Raw genomic sequence first — 19,290 nt, forward strand, 5'->3', positions numbered from 1 at the left:
CGCCTCAGCGGGGAACGCCCACGCGCCGGTGCCAATCACGGATGCGTCGCAGCCGCTCGCGCTGGATGCGGACGTCGACCCGCGACAGCCCGGCGATGACCACCACGCCCATGACGATCACCGCGACCTCGACTCCCACGGCGGCGCCCATGAGGATCAGCACGGTCACCACGGCTGCGACCACCGCGGCGCCCAGCATCGCGAGGCCGTGGCCCCGCGTGGCGCGCTCGCGGATCCACAGCTCGTCGAGGAACTCCTCCTCGCGGTCCGCGGCGTGGAGCTCGTCCTCGAGCTGGGGGCAGCGGGCGGGCAGCCCGATGGGCGAGTGATGGCGGAACACGGACTGGCGTCCGCGCGGGTGGAGCCGCGGGCTGTGGTGGTACCCGTAGGGGTGCACCGGGCAGGGCGGAGCCTCCTCGTCGTACACGCGGGTCATGCGTCGATCCGCGACTGGTCGAGCGAGGCGGCGCCGGCGACGATGAACTCGCGCCGGGGCGCCACGTCGTTGCCCATGAGCAGTTCGAACACGCGCTCGGCGGCGGCCGCATCGGCGCTGGTGACGCGCCGCAGCGACCGACGCGACGGGTCCATCGTGGTCTCGGCCAGCTGGTCGGCGTCCATCTCCCCCAGTCCCTTGTAGCGCTGGATGTCGTCCTTGTACTTCCGGCCCGCGCGCTTGAGGTCGCGCAGGGTCGCCTGCAGCTCGGGCTCGGAGTACGTGTAGATGTACTCCTTGGGCCGGCGGGCGCTGCCCGAGACCTCGATGCGGTGCAGCGGCGGAACCGCGGCGAAGACGCGTCCCGCGTCCACAAGGGGCCGCATGTAGCGGAAGACGAGCGTCAGCAGCAGGGTGCGGATGTGGGCGCCGTCGACGTCCGCGTCCGTCATCATGATGATCTTGCCGTAGCGGGCCTGCTCGAGGTCGAAGGTGCGGCCCGAGCCGGCGCCGATCACCTGGATGATCGAGGCGCACTCGGCGTTGTGGAGCATGTCCGTGATGGACGCCTTCTGGACGTTGAGGATCTTGCCGCGGATGGGCAGCAGCGCCTGGAAGTCGGAGCGGCGCGCGAGCTTCGCGGTGCCCAGCGCCGAGTCTCCCTCGACGATGAAGAGCTCCGACTGCTCCACGTCGTTCGACCGGCAGTCCGCGAGCTTGGCGGGCAGCGAGGACGTCTCGAGCGCGTTCTTGCGGCGCGAGATCTCCTTCTGCTTGCGCGCGGCCACGCGGGCCCGCATCTCCGCGACGATCTTCTCGAGCACCGTGCTCGCCTGCGCCTTGGTGTCGCGCTTGGTGGAGGTGAGCAGCTTCGTGACCTCCTGGTCGACCACGCGCGCCACGATGGCGCGCACGGGACCGGTGCCCAGCACCTCCTTGGTCTGCCCCTCGAACTGCGGCTCCGGGATACGCACGGTGACCACCGCGGTGAGGCCGGCCAGGATGTCGTCCTTCTCGATGCGCTCGGCGCCGTCCTTGCCCGTGAGCTTGAGGCGGCGCGCGTTCGACGTGATCTGGGTGCGCAGCGCCTTCACCAGGCCCTGCTCGAAGCCCGCGAGGTGGGTGCCGCCCTTGGGCGTCGCGATGATGTTGACGAAGGAGCGGATGTCCGTCTCGTAGCCGGTGCCCCAGCGCAGCGCCACGTCGACGAGGCACGTGCGCTCGACCTCCTGGGAGACCAGGTGGCCATTCGCCTGGAGCACCGGGACCGTCTCCGTGTAGGTGCCCTCGCCGGTCACCTCCCACGTGTCCGTGAGCGCCGGGTCGATCGCGTTGAAGTCGACGAAGTCCTTGGCGCCGCCCTCGTACCGGAACGACTCCTCGTGCGGGTCCTGGGGGTCGCGCTGGTCGCGCACCACGAGCTCGAGGCCCGGCACCAGGAACGCGGTCTGCCGCGCACGCACCAGGAGGTCGTCGTAGGAGAACGAGGCGCCCTTGTTGAAGATCTGCCGGTCCGCCCAGTAGCGGATGCGCGTGCCCGTCGCGGAGCGTGCCACCTTGCCCACGACGTCGAGCGAGGATCCGGTGGTGAACGGGGAGAATGCGGCGTCCGGCGAGGGTTCGCCATCGCCGTCCGCGAACCGTCCCGGCTCGCCGCGGTGGAAGGCCATGTGGTGCGTCTTGCCGCCGCGGTCGACCCAGACGTCGAGCCGCTCGCTCAGCGCGTTGACCACGGACGCGCCCACGCCGTGCAGTCCACCGGAGGCCGCGTACGAGCCGCCGCCGAACTTGCCACCCGCGTGCAGCTTCGTCATGACGACCTCGACGCCCGTGAGCCCGGTCTTGGGCTCGACGTCGACGGGAATGCCGCGGCCGCGGTCGCGCACCTCGACGGAGTCGTCGGGGTGCAGCACGATGTCGATGCGCGCGCCGTGCCCGCCGAGCGCCTCGTCGACCGAGTTGTCGATGACCTCCCACAGGCAGTGCATGAGACCACGCGAATCCGTGGTGCCGATGTACATGCCGGGGCGTTTGCGGACGGCCTCGAGTCCCTCGAGGACCGACAGGTGCCGGGCGGAATAGGTCTCACTGCTCACCCGCAGATTCTAGGCGCGAGGGCAGACGTTGTGATGCCGCCTCGCCGTTCCAGGGGACGATGCGCGGGACGGGAGCGGCGCGGCGGGGGACGATGCGCGGGCCGGGCGACGCACGGCCGCCGCCGATGCGGGGGCCAGCAATGTTGGGGCCGACGATGCGAGGGCCGACGGGGCCACGGCGGCCACCCGCCTCGGGGGGCCGCGCCCTGACGGCGCGGGCCTGGGCACCGCCACGCCGACGTGCCACGGCTTGCAGGATCCCCACCAAGGGTGTAGACATGGTCAGGCACACCCCAAGAGTTCGTAAAGCACGAGGGATCAACACCGAGACATCGCCAAGAGGAGGCATCGTGACCGTCGAGACCGTTGCGCAGCAGACCGCTTTCACCGCTCAGCCCGCCATCGACTCCGCACCGACCGTGGACCCGCGCCTGGTCCGCACCTGGGCCGCCTCCCCCAAGGTCACCGACCGCTACCGCGCCGGCCAGCACCCGTGCGCGGAGCCGGCCACGCTCGTCGCCCTCGCGAACGACATCGCCGCGACCGTGCGCCGCGCCGTCGCCCTCAACCCGGCCGCGCCCGAGTCGATCCTCATCGACCTCGCCTACGACGCCTCCCCCGACGTGCGGCTCGCGGTCGCCTCGAACCCCGCCGCCCCCGTCCAGGCCCGCGAGGCCCTCCGGGAGGACGCGGTGACCTTCGTCCGTCTCGCCGCCGCCGCGGCCTGACCCGCACCGCGCATCGTCCTCGGGCGGTGCGCACCCCGCGCACCCCGCGCCCACGGCGCTCCCCGGCCCGTGCGCCACGCGGACTAATTCTTCGCCTCGCAGCGTTGCGCCTGGCAAGGAGGCCAGCATGGCGACTTTCGCAGCACCGGACACGTCCAGGCGCCGCGCGCCCCACCCCGCTCAGCGGGTCGTGATCGGGGCCGGGGCCCTCCTCGCGATCCTCGGCGCCGCGTGGGGTGCCGGAGCCTTCGGCGGCACGCCGATCCAGGACGCCGCGGGCGGAGCTCTCGCGGCGGATGCGACGCTGCTCGCCCCCGCGACGCCGGCATTCGGCATCTGGTCCGTGATCTACACGGGCCTCGCAGGCTTCGCGGTCCTCCAGGCCATCCCACGCACAGGCTCGAGCCCGCGCCTGCGGCGCGTCGCGTGGCTCGTGCTCGTGGCGATGGCGCTCAATGCCGCATGGATCGCGGTGGTCCAGGCCGGCGAGGTGGTCGGCGCGGTCGGCGTGCTCGCCGCGATCGTCGCCGTGCTCGGATGGGCCGCCGCGCGCCTCACGCGCGAGCGCCCGGACTCGTGGATCGAGGCGGCCCTGCTCGATGTGCCCGTGGGCCTCTACCTGGGCTGGGCGGCGGTCGCCACCGTGGCCAACGTCGCGGCCGCCGGTTCGGTGCTGCTCGGTACGGCGCCGGACGCGGGCCGCTGGGCGGCCGTCGGCGCCCTCGTCGCGGTGCTGCTCATCGCCGTCGCGATCGTGCGCGACCTGCGCCCCTCGACCGCGCTCCCCTGGTCCGTCGCGCTGGCGATGATCTGGGGCACGGCATGGATCGGCGTCGGCAGGCTCGAGGCGGGCCCGCTCGACGCGGTCGTGGGCTGGACGGCGATCGCCGTGGCCGCCACGATCGCGTGCGCCGCGTGGCTCGCCGACGTCACGGTGGCCCTCGCCCGGCGTTCGCGCCTGCGGCACACACGGGAGCGCGAGCTCGCCGCCTCCCGCCGCTCCCCGTTCGGCCGGATCCTCCGCGGGCCCGGGCGCGCGCCCGCCGCAGACAACGGCTCGCGCCACCGGGCGCCCCGACGCCGCGAGGCCTGACGCCGCAAGGCCTGCCACCGCGAGGCCTGACACCGCGAGGCCCGACGCTCGGCGTCAGTCGCGCCGGGCGACCCTCACCGACGTCATCGCGATGTTGTCGTGCTTCACGAAGAATCCCAGGTCCTGGTACAGGTGGAGGCCCGCGGGGCTCGCGTGCAGCTCGACCACCTCGATGCCGCGGCGGTCCGTCTCCGCGAGCAGCGCCTCCATCACGGCGCGCGCGTAGCCCTTGCGCTGGTGCTGCGGCGCGGTCGAGACCCACTGGATGTATCCCATGTGGTGGGCTCGGGCTCCCGGCCGCGCGAGTCGCGGCGCCACGTTCACCAGCCCGCAGGACGCGAGACCGCCCTCGGGCGCGTCGATGACGCACCCGAACAGGTCGTCGCCGAGGCGCTCGCGGACGGTGTCGGTCGCCTCGACGGCCCACATGGGCGTGGGCCGCGCGCCCACGGCCTTGTACATGAGCGCACCCAGGTGGACGATCTCGGCGGCATCCGCCGCGACGGCGGCGCGCACCCGGCCGGGCTCAGACACGCGGACACCACCCCAGGGTTCGCGCGAGGACGATGCGCGGTTCGCTCATGCTCCGCCCCTTCCGCCGATCTTCCGAACGGGGACGATGCTAACCCGGCCTCGTGCCGCTCGGCAGGAAGCGCCATACCCCGGGCCACCGGCCACTTTTGCCCCACCTTGGGACCATGGTCCCCAGTTGTGTGACAAGTCCCACGTGGCGGCAAAGTCCACCAAAGATCAACGTTTCACTGAGTAAAGTCCGTTCCCATGACTTTCATCGAAGACATGTTCGCCAGCGCCGGCGGCTATCTCTGGGAGTGGGCAGTGCTGCCCCTCGTCGCGTGCCTCGGCCTCTACTTCACCATCCGCACCGGAGTCGTCCAGCTGCGATTCCTTCCCCACATGATGCGCCTGGTCACGGACCGCCGCACCACCACCCCGGAAGGCGGCAGGGGCATCTCGTCCTTCCAGGCCTTCACCGTCTCCGCGGCGTCCCGCGTGGGCGTCGGCAACATCGCGGGCGTCGGCACCGCGATCGTCGTCGGCGGCCCGGGAGCCGTGTTCTGGATGTGGCTCATGGCGTTCGTCGGCGGCGCCTCGAGCTTCATCGAGTCCACGCTCGGCCAGCTCTACAAGGTCCGTGAGGGCTCCACCTTCCGCGGCGGCCCCGCGCACTACATCACGCGCGGACTCAAGGCGCGCTGGGCGGGCGTGCTCTTCGCGGTCATCCTCATCGTCTGCTTCCCGTTCGCGTTCTCCTCGCTGCAGGCCAACACCATCGGCGCGACCCTCGCGGCCGCCGTCGGCGGCGAGACCCCCGGCTGGCTCATGCCCGCCATCGGCATCATCCTCGCTGCCCTCACCGCGGCAGTGATCTTCGGCGGCGCCCGCCGCATCGCCAGCGTCACGGCCAAGCTCGTGCCGTCGATGGCGCTGCTGTACCTCATGGTCGGCCTCGTCATCGTGGTCCTCAACTTCGACCACCTCGGCACCGTCTTCGGTCAGATCGTCGGCGACGCCTTCTCGGGTCAGTCCGTGGCCGGCGGCGCGATCGGCACCGTCATCATGGTGGGCGTCCAGCGCGGCATGTTCTCAAACGAGGCCGGCCTGGGCTCGGTCCCCAACGCCGCGGCGAGCGCCAACGTGAGCCACCCGGTCAAGCAGGGCCTCGTCCAGACCCTGGGCGTGTACTTCGACACCTTCCTCGTGTGCTCGATCACCGCGTTCATCATCCTGGTCACCGCTCCCGAGCTCGCCGGCGCCGAGCGGGGCATCGCCCTCACCCAGGGCGCCCTGGTCGACAACCTGGGCTCGTGGACCACGGTGCTGCTCGCGCTGGTGATCTTCCTGCTCGCCTTCAGCTCGATCCTGGGCAACTACTTCTACGGCGAGTCGAACCTCGAGTTCATCGCCCGCGGTCGCACCGCGCTCGCCGTCTACCGCACCCTCGCGGTGGCCGCCGTCTTCGGCGGCACCGTGGCCTCGGCCTCGCTCGTCTGGACGGCCGCCGACGCGATCATGGGCGTGATGGCCCTGGTGAACCTGGTCGCGATCGCGTTCCTGTCGCCCATCGCGTTCCGCCTCCTGCGGGACTACGGCCGTCAACTGCGCGAGGGGCGCGACCCCGAGTTCCGCCACGCGGACATGCCCGACCTCGAGGGCATCGAAGCCTGGGGCCCCCGCGCCGCGGAGTCGGCCGACGACGACGACCTCGACGGGGACGCCGACCGCCGCCGCGAGCCCGCGCTGGTCTGACGCCGACGCGGCTCCGCCGCGCACGCCACCACCCCGCGCACCCCACCCAACTCACCACCACACCCGGCCCGGCAACCCCGGCGCCACGACCTCGACGGCCGGCCCGTGCATCGTCCACCGATGCCCGGGCCGGCCGCCGCCGTTTCCGGGACCTTGTTCCATTCCTCATCACCACACGCCCACCGCGCCTCAGCCAATGAGACGCATGTATCGCGAGACGGGCCGGGAGTCCCGCGATTGTCCCGTATGCCGCGCTTACGGTGTTCGGCTATGGAATCCCTTGAGAGCACTGTCGCGCAGTTCGCCGACACGGTCTGGTCCTGGGCCGCCGTGCCGATCGTGCTGGCGCTCGGCCTGTACTTCACCATCCGCTCGGGCTTCGTCCAGGTGCGGCTCCTGCCGCGCATGCTGGGCACGCTGACCGACCGCACCCCGACCGACGCCGAGGGCAGGCCGCAGTCGCTGTCCGCCTTCCAGGCGTTCACCGTCTCCGCCGCGTCGCGGGTGGGCATCGGCAACATCGCCGGCGTCGGCACCGCGATCGCCATGGGCGGTCCCGGCGCCGTGTTCTGGATGTGGATCATGGCCTTCGTGGGCGGCGCCTCGAGCTTCGTCGAGTCCACGCTCGCGCAGCTGTACAAGCGCCGCGACACCGACGGCTTCCGCGGCGGCCCCGCGTACTACATGGAGCGCGGGCTCAAGGCGCGCTGGCTCGGCGTCTTCTTCTCGGTGCTGCTCATCGTCTCGACGCCCATCGCGGTCAACGCGCTGCAGTCGAACACCATCTCCGTGACCATCCAGGGCACCGTGGGCGACGGCGCGCCCACCTGGCTGCCGTACGCGATCGCCGGTGCGATCGCGGTGCTCACCGCGGCGGTCGTCTTCGGCGGCATCCACCGCATCGCGAACGTCACGCAGGCCCTCGTGCCCGCGATGGCGCTGCTGTACCTCGCCGTCGGCGCCGTCATCCTGGTGATCAACTGGGATCAGCTGCTCCCGGTCTTCGGCGACATCTTCGACGACGCGTTCTCCGGCCGCTCCGTCGCCGGCGGCGCGATCGGCACCGTCATCATGATGGGCGTCCGCCGCGGCATCTTCTCGAACGAGGCGGGCCTGGGCACGGCGCCGAACGCCGCCGCGAGCGCCGCGACGACTCACCCCGTCAAGCAGGGCCTCGTGCAGACGCTCGGCGTCTACTTCGACACCTGGCTCGTGTGCTCGATCACCGCGTTCATCATCCTGGTCTCGCGGCCCGACCTGTCCGGCACGCCGGACGGCATGACGCTGACCCACGACGCGATCGTCGGCTCGCTGGGCTCGTGGTCCGGCGTGCTCATCACCGTGATCGTGTTCCTGCTGGCCTTCTCCACCATCCTGGGCTGCTACTTCTACGGCGAGGCGAACCTCGAGTTCATCACCACCAAGAAGGGCTGGCTCGCCATCTACCGCGCGTTCGCCATCGCCGCGGTGTTCGTGGGCGCGCTGTCCTCGGCCGCGCTCGTGTGGAACCTCATGGACGCGATCCTCGCGCTGCTCGCGGTGACCAACCTCGTCGCCATCGCGCTGCTGTCGCGCCACGCCTTCGCCCTGCTGCGCAACTACTCGGAGCAGGCCAAGCGAGGCCTCGATCCGGTGTTCACGCGCGACCAGCTGCCCCAGATCGAGAATGTGGACGCGTGGGAGGACTACGAGTCCGTCACGGGGCTGTCCGCGGACACGGACCAGCGGGGCACCAACACGGCCAGCGCCGATGCACGGGAGACGGTCGCCTCGAGCTGACCCTTCCTGTGCGGACGCCCCGGTTCCGCCTGCCCGCACCCGATGGGCCCCCGCCGCACGGCGGGGGCCCATCGTCGTCTCGGGAGACGGCGAAGGCGCCCTCCCCCATGCGGGGAAGGGCGCCTTCTCCATGTGCTGGCACCCCGCTCGGGGGCGCCTCCATCAGTCCAGGTAGTCGCGCAGCACCTGCGAGCGCGACGGGTGGCGCAGCTTCGACATGGTCTTGGACTCGATCTGGCGGATGCGCTCGCGGGTCACGCCGAACACGCGGCCGATCTCGTCGAGCGTCTTGGGCTGGCCGTCGGTCAGGCCGAAGCGCATCCCGACCACGCCGGCCTCGCGCTCGCTGAGCGTGTCCATCACCTTGGTGAGCTCCTCCTGGAGCAGCGTGAAGCCCACCGCATCGGCGGGCACGACCGCCTCGGAGTCCTCGATGAGGTCACCGAACTCGCTGTCGCCGTCCTCGCCCAGCGGCGTGTGCAGCGAGATGGGCTCGCGCCCATACTTCTGGACCTCGACGACCTTCTCGGGCGTCATGTCGAGCTCCTTGGCGAGCTCCTCGGGCGTGGGCTCGCGGCCCAGGTCCTGGAGCATCTGGCGCTGGACGCGCGCGAGCTTGTTGATGACCTCGACCATGTGGACCGGGATGCGGATGGTGCGCGCCTGGTCCGCCATCGCGCGGGTGATGGCCTGACGGATCCACCAGGTCGCGTAGGTCGAGAACTTGTAGCCCTTGGTGTAGTCGAACTTCTCGACCGCGCGAATGAGGCCCAGGTTGCCCTCCTGGATCAGGTCCAGGAAGAGCATGCCGCGGCCCGTGTAGCGCTTGGCGAGCGAGACGACCAGGCGCAGGTTCGCCTCGAGCAGGTGGTTCTTGGCGTGACGGCCGTCGTTCGCGATCCACTCGAGCTCGCGACGCAGCTTGGGGGCGATCTTCTCCTCACCCGAGAGCTTCTCCTCGGCGAACAGGCCCGCCTCGATGCGCTTGGCGAGGTCCACCTCCTGCTCGGCGTTCAGCAGCGCGACCTTACCGATCTGCTTGAGGTAGTCCTTGACCGGGTCGGCGGTGGCGCCGGCCGTCATCACCTGCTGGACCGGGGCATCGTCGTCGGACGAGCCGAGCACGAAGCCGCGGGCCTCGCCCTCCTCCTCGGGCTTACCGGACTTCGAGGACGCCTCATCGCCCGAGACCTCCTCGGCGCTGGGCTCGCGGTCGTCGTCGGCGGCCGCCTCGTCCGCGTCGTCGCCCTTCTTCGCGGAGGCCTTGGTGGCCTTCTTGGCGGCGGGCTTCTTCGCCGCAGGCTTCTTGGCGGCAGGCTTCTTGGGCGCGGCCTTGCGGGCCGGCGCGGTGGCGGTCGACTCGTCGGCGCCCGTCTCCGTCGACTCCTCGACGGCGTCGGTCTCGGCCTGCGCGGCCTTGGCCTTCGAGGCGGCCTTGCGCTTAGGGGCCGTGGTGGACGTGGATGCGGCTGCGGTAGACGTGGCCTGCTCCTTCAGGTTGGACGCGCCGATGCGCGGCGCGGAGGGCGGAGGGGGTTCGCTCATCGCGATGCCGGCGTGCCCGGTGTGAACGGACCCTCCGACGAGGCGATGATGCTGAAGCGACCCGGATTCCCTCTCGACCGGTCACGGAGTGGATGGTGAGCCTCCGCTGGCCGCCTCACGCAAATCCATTAGATTGTAGCGCCGAACCGCGACCGCGCAAGCCACGACACTCAGTGCACCGAGGCCGCAATGCGTCCGCGAGGCCCGACCCCCTCAGAACGCGGCGGACCGGTCCACTGTTCCCACCCGGCGTCGCGCGCATGCCGGACCCCAGGACCGCCCGGCTCCGCTCCGGCCGCCCCCGAGGACCCGTCACCGTCCCCACGCCGGGCGCGCATCGGGCGCACCCGGATGCGTCAGGAATCCGCCGGCGCCGAGTCCACCAGGGCGGTGACCAGCGCCGCCAGCCGGTAGTCCGGGTCCGCGGCGAGCGCCTCGGCGCACCATCCCAACGCGTCCTCGGGCGCGCCCTCCCACCAGGCGAGCACCCCGAGCATCGCGGCCGCCGGTGCATACCGATCCACCGTGGCGTGGGCGAGGATTCCGTGGAGCAGCGCCGTCGCGCGGTGCGTCCGGGCAGGACGAGGCGGCCTGGCCGGCCGCAGACCGGTGCCGAGCGCCGCTCCCACGGCCTCGGAGTCGGTGCCGGCCAGCGCATCCGCCACCGCGCGATCGGCCCCCGGCACCAGGGCGAGCAGCACGGCATCCCTCACGCGCACGTCCGCGATGCCGGCGGCGAGCCGCCCCAGCGCGGGCGCATCGGCCGGGGCATCTCCGTCGAGTGCCGCGACCCACTCCGCCAAGGATTCGTCCCGCCAGCTGGCGAGCGTTCCGCGCCTGCCCTGCCACCGCCGCGCCGCACGACCCGCCCGGCGCCGATCCTCCTGCGGAGCACGGGCCACGCCCCGGAGCCGACCCGCGCGGCGCATCCGCACGACGCCCTCGGGTCGTTCCTCCGGGATCGCCCGCCCGGCGGGCGGACAGCAGTCGGCGGCGCGGCAGCCGGGCGCGAAGTACGTGCGCCCCGCCACCGCCCACCGCGACACCTCCCCGACCGTCTCGAGCAGCGCATCCGCAACCGTGTCGAGGGCCGGACAGCCCCGGCGGACGTCGTCGTCCGTGTAGCACAGCGCGACCGCCTGACGCGTGGTCTCGCGGGCCGCCTGCGCCGCGATCGAGCGGGCGATGTCGGGCCCGTGCGGGCCGAGCACCTCGACCCTGTCGACCCGCATGACCGCGGCGAGCATCCCACCGGGCCTCAGGAGCACCACGACGACGCTCTCCTCGGGCACGAAGCCCAACAGGGTCGGCACGCTGGCGACGAGTTCTCCGGGACCGGTGATGGCTGGCATGGAGCCAGGCTCGCGCCGGGACGGCGGAGGGACGATGCGGCGACGGCCGTTCGTGGGATGGGCGCCTCGATGCACGGCCTGGGGACATCGCCCCGTAGCCTGGCCCGCATGACCGCCCGCCGCGACGACGCCCCCGAGACCAGGCCCGACGACGCCCCCGAGACCAGGCCCGACGACAGCCCCGCGACGACACTCGACGGCCGCCTCACGGCAGCTCTCGACCGCGCCCACCGCGCCATGGGCCCCGCGGGCGCCGCCGCAGACGACCTGCACCGGCACCTGGCCGCGTCGTCGGCGGGGGGCAAGGCCTTCCGCGCCCGCCTGCTCCTCGCGACGTTCGACGCCTGCGTCGCGGCGGACCCGGGCCCCGAGCCGGAGGCGGACCGCTCCCGCGCGCTCGACCTGGCCGCGGCGCTCGAGCTGTTCCAGACCTCGGCGCTCATCCACGACGACGTGCTCGACGGCTCCGACACGCGCCGCGGCAGGCCCGCCGCGCATCGGGCCTTCGAGGCCGAGCACCGCCACGGCGGCTTCACCGGCGACGCCAAGGACTACGGGCGCGCGGGCGCCATCCTCGCGGGCGACGCCGGACTCATCGCCGCCCTCGCGACGGCCGGCGCGGACCGCGTGGGCCCCCGCGCCGCGGCCCTGTTCGTGGAGATGGCGCTCGTCGTGACCGCGGGGCAGCACCTGGACATGCGGGTCGCGGTCGAGCCGTGGGGCGACGCCGACCAGCTCGAGGCCGGGATCATGCGCGTGATGCTGTCCAAGACCGCCTCCTACACGGCCGAGATGCCGCTCGCCATGGGTGCGGCGGCCGCCGGAGCCGACGGCGCCACGATCGACGCGCTGCGCGCCGCCGGGCGGCCCCTGGGCGTGGCGTTCCAGCTGCGCGACGACCTGCTGGGGGTCCTGGGCTCGCCGGAGGAGACCGGGAAGCCCGTGGGCGACGACCTCCGCGAGGGCAAGCGCACCCTGGCGGTGCACCACGTTGTCGCCCACGGCACCGAGAGCGAGCGCGCGGCGCTCCTCGCCGTGCTCGGACGCCACGACGCCTCGGACGACCAGATCGCCGCGGCGGTCCAGGCGCTGCGGGACGCGGGCGCCGTCGACGCGGTCGAGGCCCGGATCGAGGCGCTCGCCGGCGAGGCCCGCGAGGCCCTCGTCGCGGCGCTCGCGCACCCCGAGGGCGTGCTCGCCATGGTCGACGCCGCGACCCGCCGCCGCACCTGACGGCCAGGCCGCGTCACCCCCAGGCACCGTCTCGACGGACGATGCGCGGACGGGCCCTCCCTTGGGCCTCGCCGGAGGCGGGCGAGGGTTAGAGCAGCGCCTGGGCGAGACGTCGCACGTGCGCGCGGCGACCCTCGCACAGCGCGCCGAGCGGCGAGGTGCCCAGCTCCTCCTCGTGCGCCATCAGCCAGTCGGCGGCCTCCTCGTCGGCGAAGCCCGCGTCGCGCAGCAGCGTGAGCGTGCCGCGCAGGGTGGCGACCACCTCGGGGCCGTCCTCGCCTTCGACGATGGTGGCGGCCGGGATCTGGAGCGTGCTGCGCTCGCCGCGCCGCACGGCGAAGAGATACCCCTCGCGCAGGAGCTCGCGCACGTGGCTGGCGGTGGTGCCCAGGCGCTCCGCGTAGTCGGGAACGGTGAGCCAAGTGTCGTCGACGGTCATGGGACCAGGGTACAAACGCCCTCCCCTGGCCCGATGCCAGGCGGCGTGCCCTTGCCACGAGGGGCGCGCTCCCGTAGGTTCACAACTGCCCCACCTGTCACACCAGCCCCAGACGCCCCACCTGGAGACCCGATGACCGCGACCGTCCCTCCCCCGCGCCACGCCTCGGGCCCCCTCGTGCCCCTGGCCACCGCCGAGTTCCCCCGGCCCGACACCGCGGCGATCCGCTCCGCGGCCGTCCTCGCCGCATGCGCCGCCTCGTTCACCGTCGCGCCCGCCGCCATGGCGGACGCCGAGCACAGGATCGCGCCCGGAGACACCGTCTCCGCGCTGGCCCACCGCTACGGGAGCTCCGTCTCCGCGATCGTCGCCGCCAACGGACTCGACGCGCGCGCCACGATCTACGCGGGCCGCACCCTCACGATCCCGACCGGCGACGCGGCCGCGAGCCCGAACTCCGCCTCGACGTCGAACCCGGCCGCCGCATCGTCCGCCGCCCAGGCGACCACCGCATCGTCCTCCGCGACCCACACCGTCGCCCCGGGCGACACCGTGTGGGCGCTCGCGCGCCGCTACGACACCACGGTCACGGCGATCGTCGAGGCCAACGGCCTCGACTCGCGCGCCCTCATCCGGGTGGGGCAACGACTCACCCTGCCGGGGGCGGCGGCCACCTCCGCGCCCGCGCAGCCGGCGGACACGACCACCGCGACGGCGACCACGGCCACCCAGGCCACCGCGGCCACCCAGTCCACCTACACCGTCCGCGCGGGCGACACCCTCTCGGGGATCGCGGCGCGCCACGGGACCACCGTCGCCGCGCTCGCCGCGGCGAACGGCATCGACAACCCGGGCCTCATCCGCATCGGTCAGCGGATCGCCCTGTCCGGCGCGGCCGGCACCGCCGGCGCCTCCTCCACGGGGACCTCCTCCACGCCGCTGGTCGGCGACACCTTCCTGGGACGCACGTACCCGTCCGACGTGGTCGCCGCGGCCAACGTCAACAAGGCCGCGCTCCTCGCCAAGGAGGTGCCGTCCCGCGCCGCGATGCGCGAGATGATCGCGTCGACCGCCCGCGCCCACGGCGTCGACCCGGCGCTCGCGCTCGCGGTCGCGTATCAGGAGTCGGGCTTCAACATGCGCGCGGTCTCCCCGGCCAACGCGATCGGCGTGATGCAGGTGATCCCGTCGTCCGGCGAGTGGGCCTCCGGCATGGCCGGGCGCAGCCTCGACCTGCTCGAACCGCGCGACAACGTGCTCGCGGGAGTCCTCATCCTGCGCTCCCTCACCCGCACGTTCGACTCCGTGGACGATGCACTGGGCGGGTACTACCAGGGCGCCACCGCCGTGAAGAGGCACGGGCTCTATCCCGGCACGGTGACATATGTCGCATCCGTGAAGGCGCTCATGGGGCGTTTCCGCTGACGCGCGCGGCGGCGAGCCTGCGCAGCCGCGTCGCACGCCTAGAATGACACCCGTGGCGAACACGATCACGGATCCGCTCCTCGGCCGCGTCATCGACGGCCGCTACGAGGTGCGCGAGCGCGTCGCCGCCGGCGGCATGGCGACCGTGTATCTCGCCTTCGACCGCCGCCTTGAGCGCGACGTCGCACTCAAGGTGATGCACCGCCACCTCGAGATCGACCCCAACTCCGCGGAGATCGTGCGCCGCTTCCGCCGCGAGGCCAAGTCCGCGGCCCGCCTCACGCACCCGGGCATCGTGCACGTCTACGACCAGGGCGTCGACGACGACGTCTCCTACCTCACGATGGAGTACGTCGCGGGCGAGAACCTGCGCGAGCGCATGGCCCACGAGGGCACGCTCTCGCTCGGCGAGGCGCTCGCGACCGCGGAGCAGGTGCTCGACGCCCTCGCCTCCGCGCACCGCCAGGGCCTGGTCCACCAGGACGTCAAGCCGGAGAACGTCCTCATCGACGCCGAGGGCCGTCCGCGCGTCGCGGACTTCGGCCTTGCACGCGCCGTCACGGAGGTCACCTCGACCACCGCCGGCACCATCATGGGCACGGTCGCCTACCTGGGTCCCGAGCTCATCACCACGGGCGTCTCCGACGCGCGCACCGACGTCTACGCGGTGGGCGTCCTGCTGTACGAGATGGTCACGGGCCGCCAGCCCTTCACCGGCGCCACCGCGCTGGACGTCGCGGGCAAGCACGTCCACGAGTCCGTGCCCGCCCCGTCCTCCCACGTCGCGTGGCTGCCTCCGGAGGTCGACGCGCTCGTCGCCCACATGACCGCGCGCGACCCCGGCGCGCGGCCCGCCGACGCGGCCGCCGCCGTCGCGCTGGTCCGCCAGGCGCGCGAACTCATCGACGACCCGACGCTCGACCGTCGCGCGGACCCGCCGTCCGGCTCGATCCCGGCGCGCGCGGCCCAGGACGACGACGCGACCGCCGTCCTCAGCCCCACGCCCGCGGGCTCGACCGTGGCCCTGCCCATCGGGCTGGGCCACCCCTTCCCCGCCGTCGGGACGGACGTCGCCGTCGACGCGGACGACGATCCCGACGCTCAGGAGCCGCCCCAGCAGCGCAACCGCGCCGGCTGGTGGGTCGCGGCCGTCGTGGTCGCGCTCATCGCGATCGGCGCCGGAACGCTGTGGTGGTACAACGCGATCGGCCCCGGTGCCTACACCACCGTGCCCCCGCTCGAGCAGGAGAAGGTGGCGGACGCGGAGACCATCCTGCGCGCCGCCGACCTCGAGTTCACCGTCGAGCAGGTCAACGACGACGACGTGCCCGAGGGCGTGGTCATCAGCTCGGAGCCGCGCGCCCAGGCCCGCGTGCTCAACGGCACCGAGGTCACCCTGTACGTCTCGGACGGACCGCTCATGCTGGTCATCCCCGACGTGGTGGGCGAGCAGCGCGGCGACGCCGAGTCGGAGATCACCGAGACCGGCTTCCCGTTGGGCGAGGCCGTCGAGGAGTACTCGGACACGGTTCCCCAGGGCGAGGTCATGTCCGTCGAGCCCGCCGCCGGCACCGAGATCGAGCACTACACCGAGGTCACGCTCACGTATTCCGGAGGCCCGGCCCCCATCACCTTCCCCGACGTGACCGGCATGGTCGAGGAGGAGGCCCTCGCGGCCCTCGACGAGCACGCCCTGGTGGTCACCATCGAGCGCGCACGCACCGAGGAGGCGGAGGAGGGCGTCGTCTTCGCCCAGAGCCCCGACGGCGGCACGGACGGCCTGCGCCTCGACGCCATCACCATCACCGTCTCCGAAGGACCGCCGCTGGTCACCGTCGGCGACTACGTGGGCCAGCCCTACGACGAAGCCGTCGCGGCAGCGGAGGCCGCGGGCCTCGAGGTCTCCGTCCACGGCAAGTGGCCGTGGTCGAGCCGCGACATCATCATCGACCAGTCGGTCACGCCGGGTGCGCGCGTCGAGAAGGGCGAGGGCATCACCCTCCAGTACAACTGACGGGCGCCGCTCCCCCGTCCACGTCCTGACAGGGGACGATGCCCTGGCCGGGTCCGTGCATCGTCCCTGGTCGGGGCGGGGAGACTCCCGCCCGTGGACCGTGGCCCGTCGCGTCCGCGGCGGCCGCGGCGACCGCGACGGATCCACCACCTTCACCGCGCGACCCTTGCGCCCGTCAACGCAGAGCGCCCCGCCCGGAATCCGGGCGGGGCGCTCTTGACGGTCTCGAGCCGTCGCTCGTGCTAGCGAGTGGACTCGCTCATGCGAGCTCGACGGGCTCCTGACGGCGACGCTCGTCGACCCAGTGGGCCAGCAGGTCCGCGACCTGGAAGGCCATCTCCAGCGACTGCTGGTGGTTGAGGCGCGGGTCCACCTTGGTCTCGTAACGACGGGCCAGGCCCTCGTCGTCGATCTCCTCGGTGCCGCCCATGACCTCGGACACGTCGTCCCCGGTGAGCTCGACGTGCAGCCCGCCCGGGACGGTGCCCAGCGCGCGGTGCACCTCGAAGAAGCCGGCGACCTCGTCGAGGATGGTGTCGAAGCGTCGGGTCTTGTAGCCCGAGTCCGAGGTGAACGTGTTGCCGTGCATCGGGTCCGTCAGCCACGTGACCGCGGCTCCAGCGTCCCGCACGCCCTCGACGATCGGGGGCAGCGCGTCGCGCACCTTGTCCGCCCCCATCCGCGCCACGAAGGTGAGGCGGCCCGGGATGTTGTCGGGGTTGAGGCGCTCGGCGAGGGCGAGGGCGTCGGCCGCCGTGGCGGTCGGGCCCAGCTTCACCGCGAGCGGGTTGTGCACGCGCGACAGGAACTCGACGTGCGCGCCGTCGAGCTGACGGGTGCGCTCGCCGATCCACAGCAGGTGCGCGGAGCAGTCGTACGCGAGCCCGGAGCGCGAGTCGATCCGGGTGAGGCCCCGCTCGTAGTCGAGCAGCAGCGCCTCGTGGCTCGAGAACAGCTCCACCGTGCGCAGCGCGTCGAAGTCGCCACCGGCGGCCGCCATGAAGCGCACCGCCCGGTCGATCTCCGCCGCCGTCTGCTCGTACTTCGCGTAGGCCGGATTGGCGGCGAAGCCCTTGTTCCACTGGTGGACGCGGCGCAGGTCCGCGAAACCACCCTGCGTGAACGCGCGGATGAGGTTGAGCGTCGAGGCCGACACGTTGTACGCGTCGATGAGGCGGTTCGGGTCCGGGATCCGCTCCTCCTCCGTGAAGCCCGAGGAGTTGACGATGTCGCCCCGGTAGACCGGCAGGGTGACGCCGTCGCGGGTCTCCGTGTCGGCCGACCGAGGCTTCGCGTACTGCCCCGCCATGCGGCCGATCTTCACCACCGGCGTCGAGGCGCCGTAGGTGAGGATGACGGCCATCTGGAGGATGGTCTTGATCTTGTTCCGGATCCGGTCCGCGGTCGCCTCCGCGAAGATCTCCGCGCAGTCGCCGCCCTGGAGCACGAACGCCTCCCCGCGGGACGCGGCGGCCAGCTGCTCGCGCAGCTGGTCCGCCTCGCCCGCGAACACGAGCGGCGGCACCTGGGTGAGCCGCTCGGTGGCGCGGTGCAGCGCCTCAGGGTCCGGCCAGGCGGGCTGCTGGAGGGCAACCTTGTCCCGGTAGGAGTCGACTCCCGCCGCCTCGAGGGCGGCCTTGGAGGTCATCACGTCAGGCCTGCCCGATCTCCTCGAGGGTGCGGACGTACCAGTCGGTGGTGGTGTCGAACGGCTTGTGGCCCGCGATGCGCGGGAACGGGATCGCCTTGAGGCGGTCGCCGTCCTCCTCGTCGTGGCCGATGACGCCGGCCTCGCCGCGCAGCGCGCACTCGACCGCGTAGTCCGTCATCGACTTGATGAGGCGCAGGTCCTGCTCGTTCGCGGCCGCGGCGCGCGAGTAGTAGCCCGACTTCTGGACCATGACCTTCTCCGCGCCCAGGCGCTCCGCGAACTGCTTCGCGAACCACTGGCCGGGGTTGATGGTGTCCAGCTTGACGTGGCCGAAGGGGTCGCGCTCGACGGTGCCGCCGGCCTCCTCGATCTCCGCGATGATCTCCGGCACGCCGGCCCCCTCGGAGAGGAAGATGTTGACGTTGCCCACCTCGTCCATGACGGTCTTGAGGCGCGCGGCCTCGGCGTCGAGGTCGATCTTGCCCTCGGGCACGTAGACGGCGTGGATGTCCCAGCGCTCCTTGGTGAGGCCGATGCCCGGGAGGAACTCGCGGGTGTCGAGCCACTCGCGGTACTTCATCGCGGCGGCGGCGGTGAGCCAGCCGCAGGCACGGCCCATGACCTCGTGGATGATGAGCATGCGCGGGCCCGAGCGGTGCTCGCCGATGATGTTGCGGCCGAAGTTGGCGGCGTGCTCCGCGGCGGTCCACGCGCCGAGCGACTGGCGGATCGGCACCACGTCGTTGTCGATGGTCTTGGGCAGACCCACGACGGTGAGGCCGTAGTCGTTCTCCGCGAGGTACGCGGCGAGGTCCGCGGCGGTGGTGTTGGTGTCGTCGCCACCGATGGTGTGCAGGACGTCGACGCCGTCCGCCTTGAGCTGCTCGGCCGCGACCTTCAGCGGGTCCTGGCCCTCCTCGACGAGGCCGCGCTTGACGCAGTCGGCCGCGTTGGTGAGCTTGACGCGCGAGTTGCCGATGGGCGAGCCGCCGTAGCCGTGCAGCAGCGCGGCCTTCTTGCGGACCTCGTCCGTGATCTCGATCTTCTTGCCGAGCAGCAGGCCCCAGTAGCCGTGCTCGTAGGCGATGATCTCGATCTCGGGAGCGATCTCGGAGTAGCGCTCGATGAGACCGCCGACGGCGGAGGACAGGCAGGGGGCAAAGCCTCCCGCGGTCAGAAGGGCAACGCGGCGAACCGACATGACGGACCTTTCGTTACGGGCTTGGGATCG

General features: G+C 72.4%; 15 protein-coding genes. 7 read left to right on the forward strand and 8 right to left on the reverse strand.

Annotated elements, in window-relative coordinates; translation table 11 throughout:
- Nucleotides 1–4: 4 nt before the first annotated feature.
- Both AOM03_RS03130 and AOM03_RS03135 read right to left on the reverse strand, forming a co-directional pair.
- Nucleotides 5–436, reverse strand: a complete 432-nt coding sequence (locus AOM03_RS03130; RefSeq protein WP_062378196.1) for a hypothetical protein — start codon at nucleotides 434–436, stop codon at nucleotides 5–7.
- A complete protein-coding gene (locus tag AOM03_RS03135; RefSeq protein ID WP_062378198.1) occupies nucleotides 433–2,532 on the reverse strand; it encodes a DNA gyrase/topoisomerase IV subunit B in 2,100 nt (699 codons plus the stop codon). The genes AOM03_RS03130 and AOM03_RS03135 overlap by 4 nt, the downstream gene beginning before the upstream one ends.
- Before the next feature lie 350 nt (nucleotides 2,533–2,882).
- Here AOM03_RS03135 and AOM03_RS03140 point away from each other — a divergent pair, with 350 nt between their 5' ends.
- Together AOM03_RS03140 and AOM03_RS03145 are read left to right on the forward strand one after the other, a co-directional pair.
- Nucleotides 2,883–3,260, forward strand: coding sequence for a hypothetical protein (locus tag AOM03_RS03140; RefSeq protein WP_062378200.1), 378 nt, complete (start codon nucleotides 2,883–2,885; stop codon nucleotides 3,258–3,260).
- 127 nt (nucleotides 3,261–3,387) lie between these two features.
- Nucleotides 3,388–4,353 (forward strand): TspO-related membrane protein, encoded by a 966-nt coding sequence (locus AOM03_RS03145; protein WP_062378201.1) that lies wholly within the window; start codon nucleotides 3,388–3,390, stop codon nucleotides 4,351–4,353.
- Between the two features lie 54 nt (nucleotides 4,354–4,407).
- Here AOM03_RS03145 and AOM03_RS03150 read toward each other — a convergent pair whose 3' ends face one another.
- Nucleotides 4,408–4,887 (reverse strand): GNAT family N-acetyltransferase, encoded by a 480-nt coding sequence (locus AOM03_RS03150; RefSeq protein ID WP_156157591.1) that lies wholly within the window; start codon nucleotides 4,885–4,887, stop codon nucleotides 4,408–4,410.
- Between the two features lie 246 nt (nucleotides 4,888–5,133).
- Here AOM03_RS03150 and AOM03_RS03155 point away from each other — a divergent pair, with 246 nt between their 5' ends.
- Both AOM03_RS03155 and AOM03_RS03160 read left to right on the forward strand, forming a co-directional pair.
- Nucleotides 5,134–6,621 carry an alanine/glycine:cation symporter family protein gene (locus tag AOM03_RS03155; RefSeq protein ID WP_082092051.1) on the forward strand — a complete coding sequence of 496 codons (1,488 nt, stop codon included), beginning with the start codon at nucleotides 5,134–5,136 and terminating at the stop codon, nucleotides 6,619–6,621.
- Between the two features lie 270 nt (nucleotides 6,622–6,891).
- The gene (locus AOM03_RS03160; RefSeq protein WP_062378207.1) at nucleotides 6,892–8,400 is read left to right on the forward strand and encodes an alanine/glycine:cation symporter family protein; all 1,509 of its coding nucleotides are present in this window, start codon (nucleotides 6,892–6,894) and stop codon (nucleotides 8,398–8,400) included.
- Between the two features lie 162 nt (nucleotides 8,401–8,562).
- On the opposite strand, the gene AOM03_RS03165 is transcribed toward AOM03_RS03160, so the two are convergent.
- Together AOM03_RS03165 and AOM03_RS03170 are read right to left on the reverse strand one after the other, a co-directional pair.
- Entirely contained in the window at nucleotides 8,563–9,945 is a 1,383-nt protein-coding gene (locus AOM03_RS03165) for an RNA polymerase sigma factor (protein ID WP_062378209.1), read from the reverse strand.
- Nucleotides 9,946–10,301: 356 nt separating this feature from the next.
- Nucleotides 10,302–11,297, reverse strand: a complete 996-nt coding sequence (locus AOM03_RS03170) for a DUF4192 family protein (protein ID WP_062378211.1) — start codon at nucleotides 11,295–11,297, stop codon at nucleotides 10,302–10,304.
- Nucleotides 11,298–11,405: 108 nt separating this feature from the next.
- Between AOM03_RS03170 and AOM03_RS03175 the strand changes: the two genes are divergently transcribed.
- Nucleotides 11,406–12,530 carry a polyprenyl synthetase family protein gene (locus AOM03_RS03175; protein WP_062378213.1) on the forward strand — a complete coding sequence of 375 codons (1,125 nt, stop codon included), beginning with the start codon at nucleotides 11,406–11,408 and terminating at the stop codon, nucleotides 12,528–12,530.
- An 88-nt stretch (nucleotides 12,531–12,618) separates the two neighbouring features.
- Here AOM03_RS03175 and AOM03_RS03180 read toward each other — a convergent pair whose 3' ends face one another.
- On the reverse strand, nucleotides 12,619–12,969 hold the full coding sequence (locus tag AOM03_RS03180; protein WP_062378216.1) for an Rv2175c family DNA-binding protein: 351 nt from the start codon (nucleotides 12,967–12,969) through the stop codon (nucleotides 12,619–12,621).
- Nucleotides 12,970–13,101: 132 nt separating this feature from the next.
- Here AOM03_RS03180 and AOM03_RS03185 point away from each other — a divergent pair, with 132 nt between their 5' ends.
- Together AOM03_RS03185 and pknB are read left to right on the forward strand one after the other, a co-directional pair.
- Nucleotides 13,102–14,394: a lytic transglycosylase gene (locus AOM03_RS03185; protein ID WP_227589866.1), complete on the forward strand. Its 1,293-nt coding sequence runs from the start codon at nucleotides 13,102–13,104 to the stop codon at nucleotides 14,392–14,394.
- A gap of 52 nt (nucleotides 14,395–14,446) precedes the next feature.
- Nucleotides 14,447–16,408 carry a Stk1 family PASTA domain-containing Ser/Thr kinase gene (gene pknB / locus AOM03_RS03190; protein WP_062378218.1) on the forward strand — a complete coding sequence of 654 codons (1,962 nt, stop codon included), beginning with the start codon at nucleotides 14,447–14,449 and terminating at the stop codon, nucleotides 16,406–16,408.
- A gap of 259 nt (nucleotides 16,409–16,667) precedes the next feature.
- Here pknB and AOM03_RS03195 read toward each other — a convergent pair whose 3' ends face one another.
- Entirely contained in the window at nucleotides 16,668–18,056 is a 1,389-nt protein-coding gene (locus AOM03_RS03195) for a class II 3-deoxy-7-phosphoheptulonate synthase (protein ID WP_062379135.1), read from the reverse strand.
- Nucleotides 18,057–18,060: 4 nt separating this feature from the next.
- A complete protein-coding gene (locus tag AOM03_RS03200) occupies nucleotides 18,061–19,260 on the reverse strand; it encodes a pyrophosphate--fructose-6-phosphate 1-phosphotransferase (protein WP_062378220.1) in 1,200 nt (399 codons plus the stop codon).
- Nucleotides 19,261–19,290: the final 30 nt, after the last annotated feature.

It is taken from the genome of Demequina pelophila, assembly GCF_000971175.1.
In the GTDB taxonomy this organism is placed as follows: domain Bacteria; phylum Actinomycetota; class Actinomycetes; order Actinomycetales; family Demequinaceae; genus Demequina; species Demequina pelophila.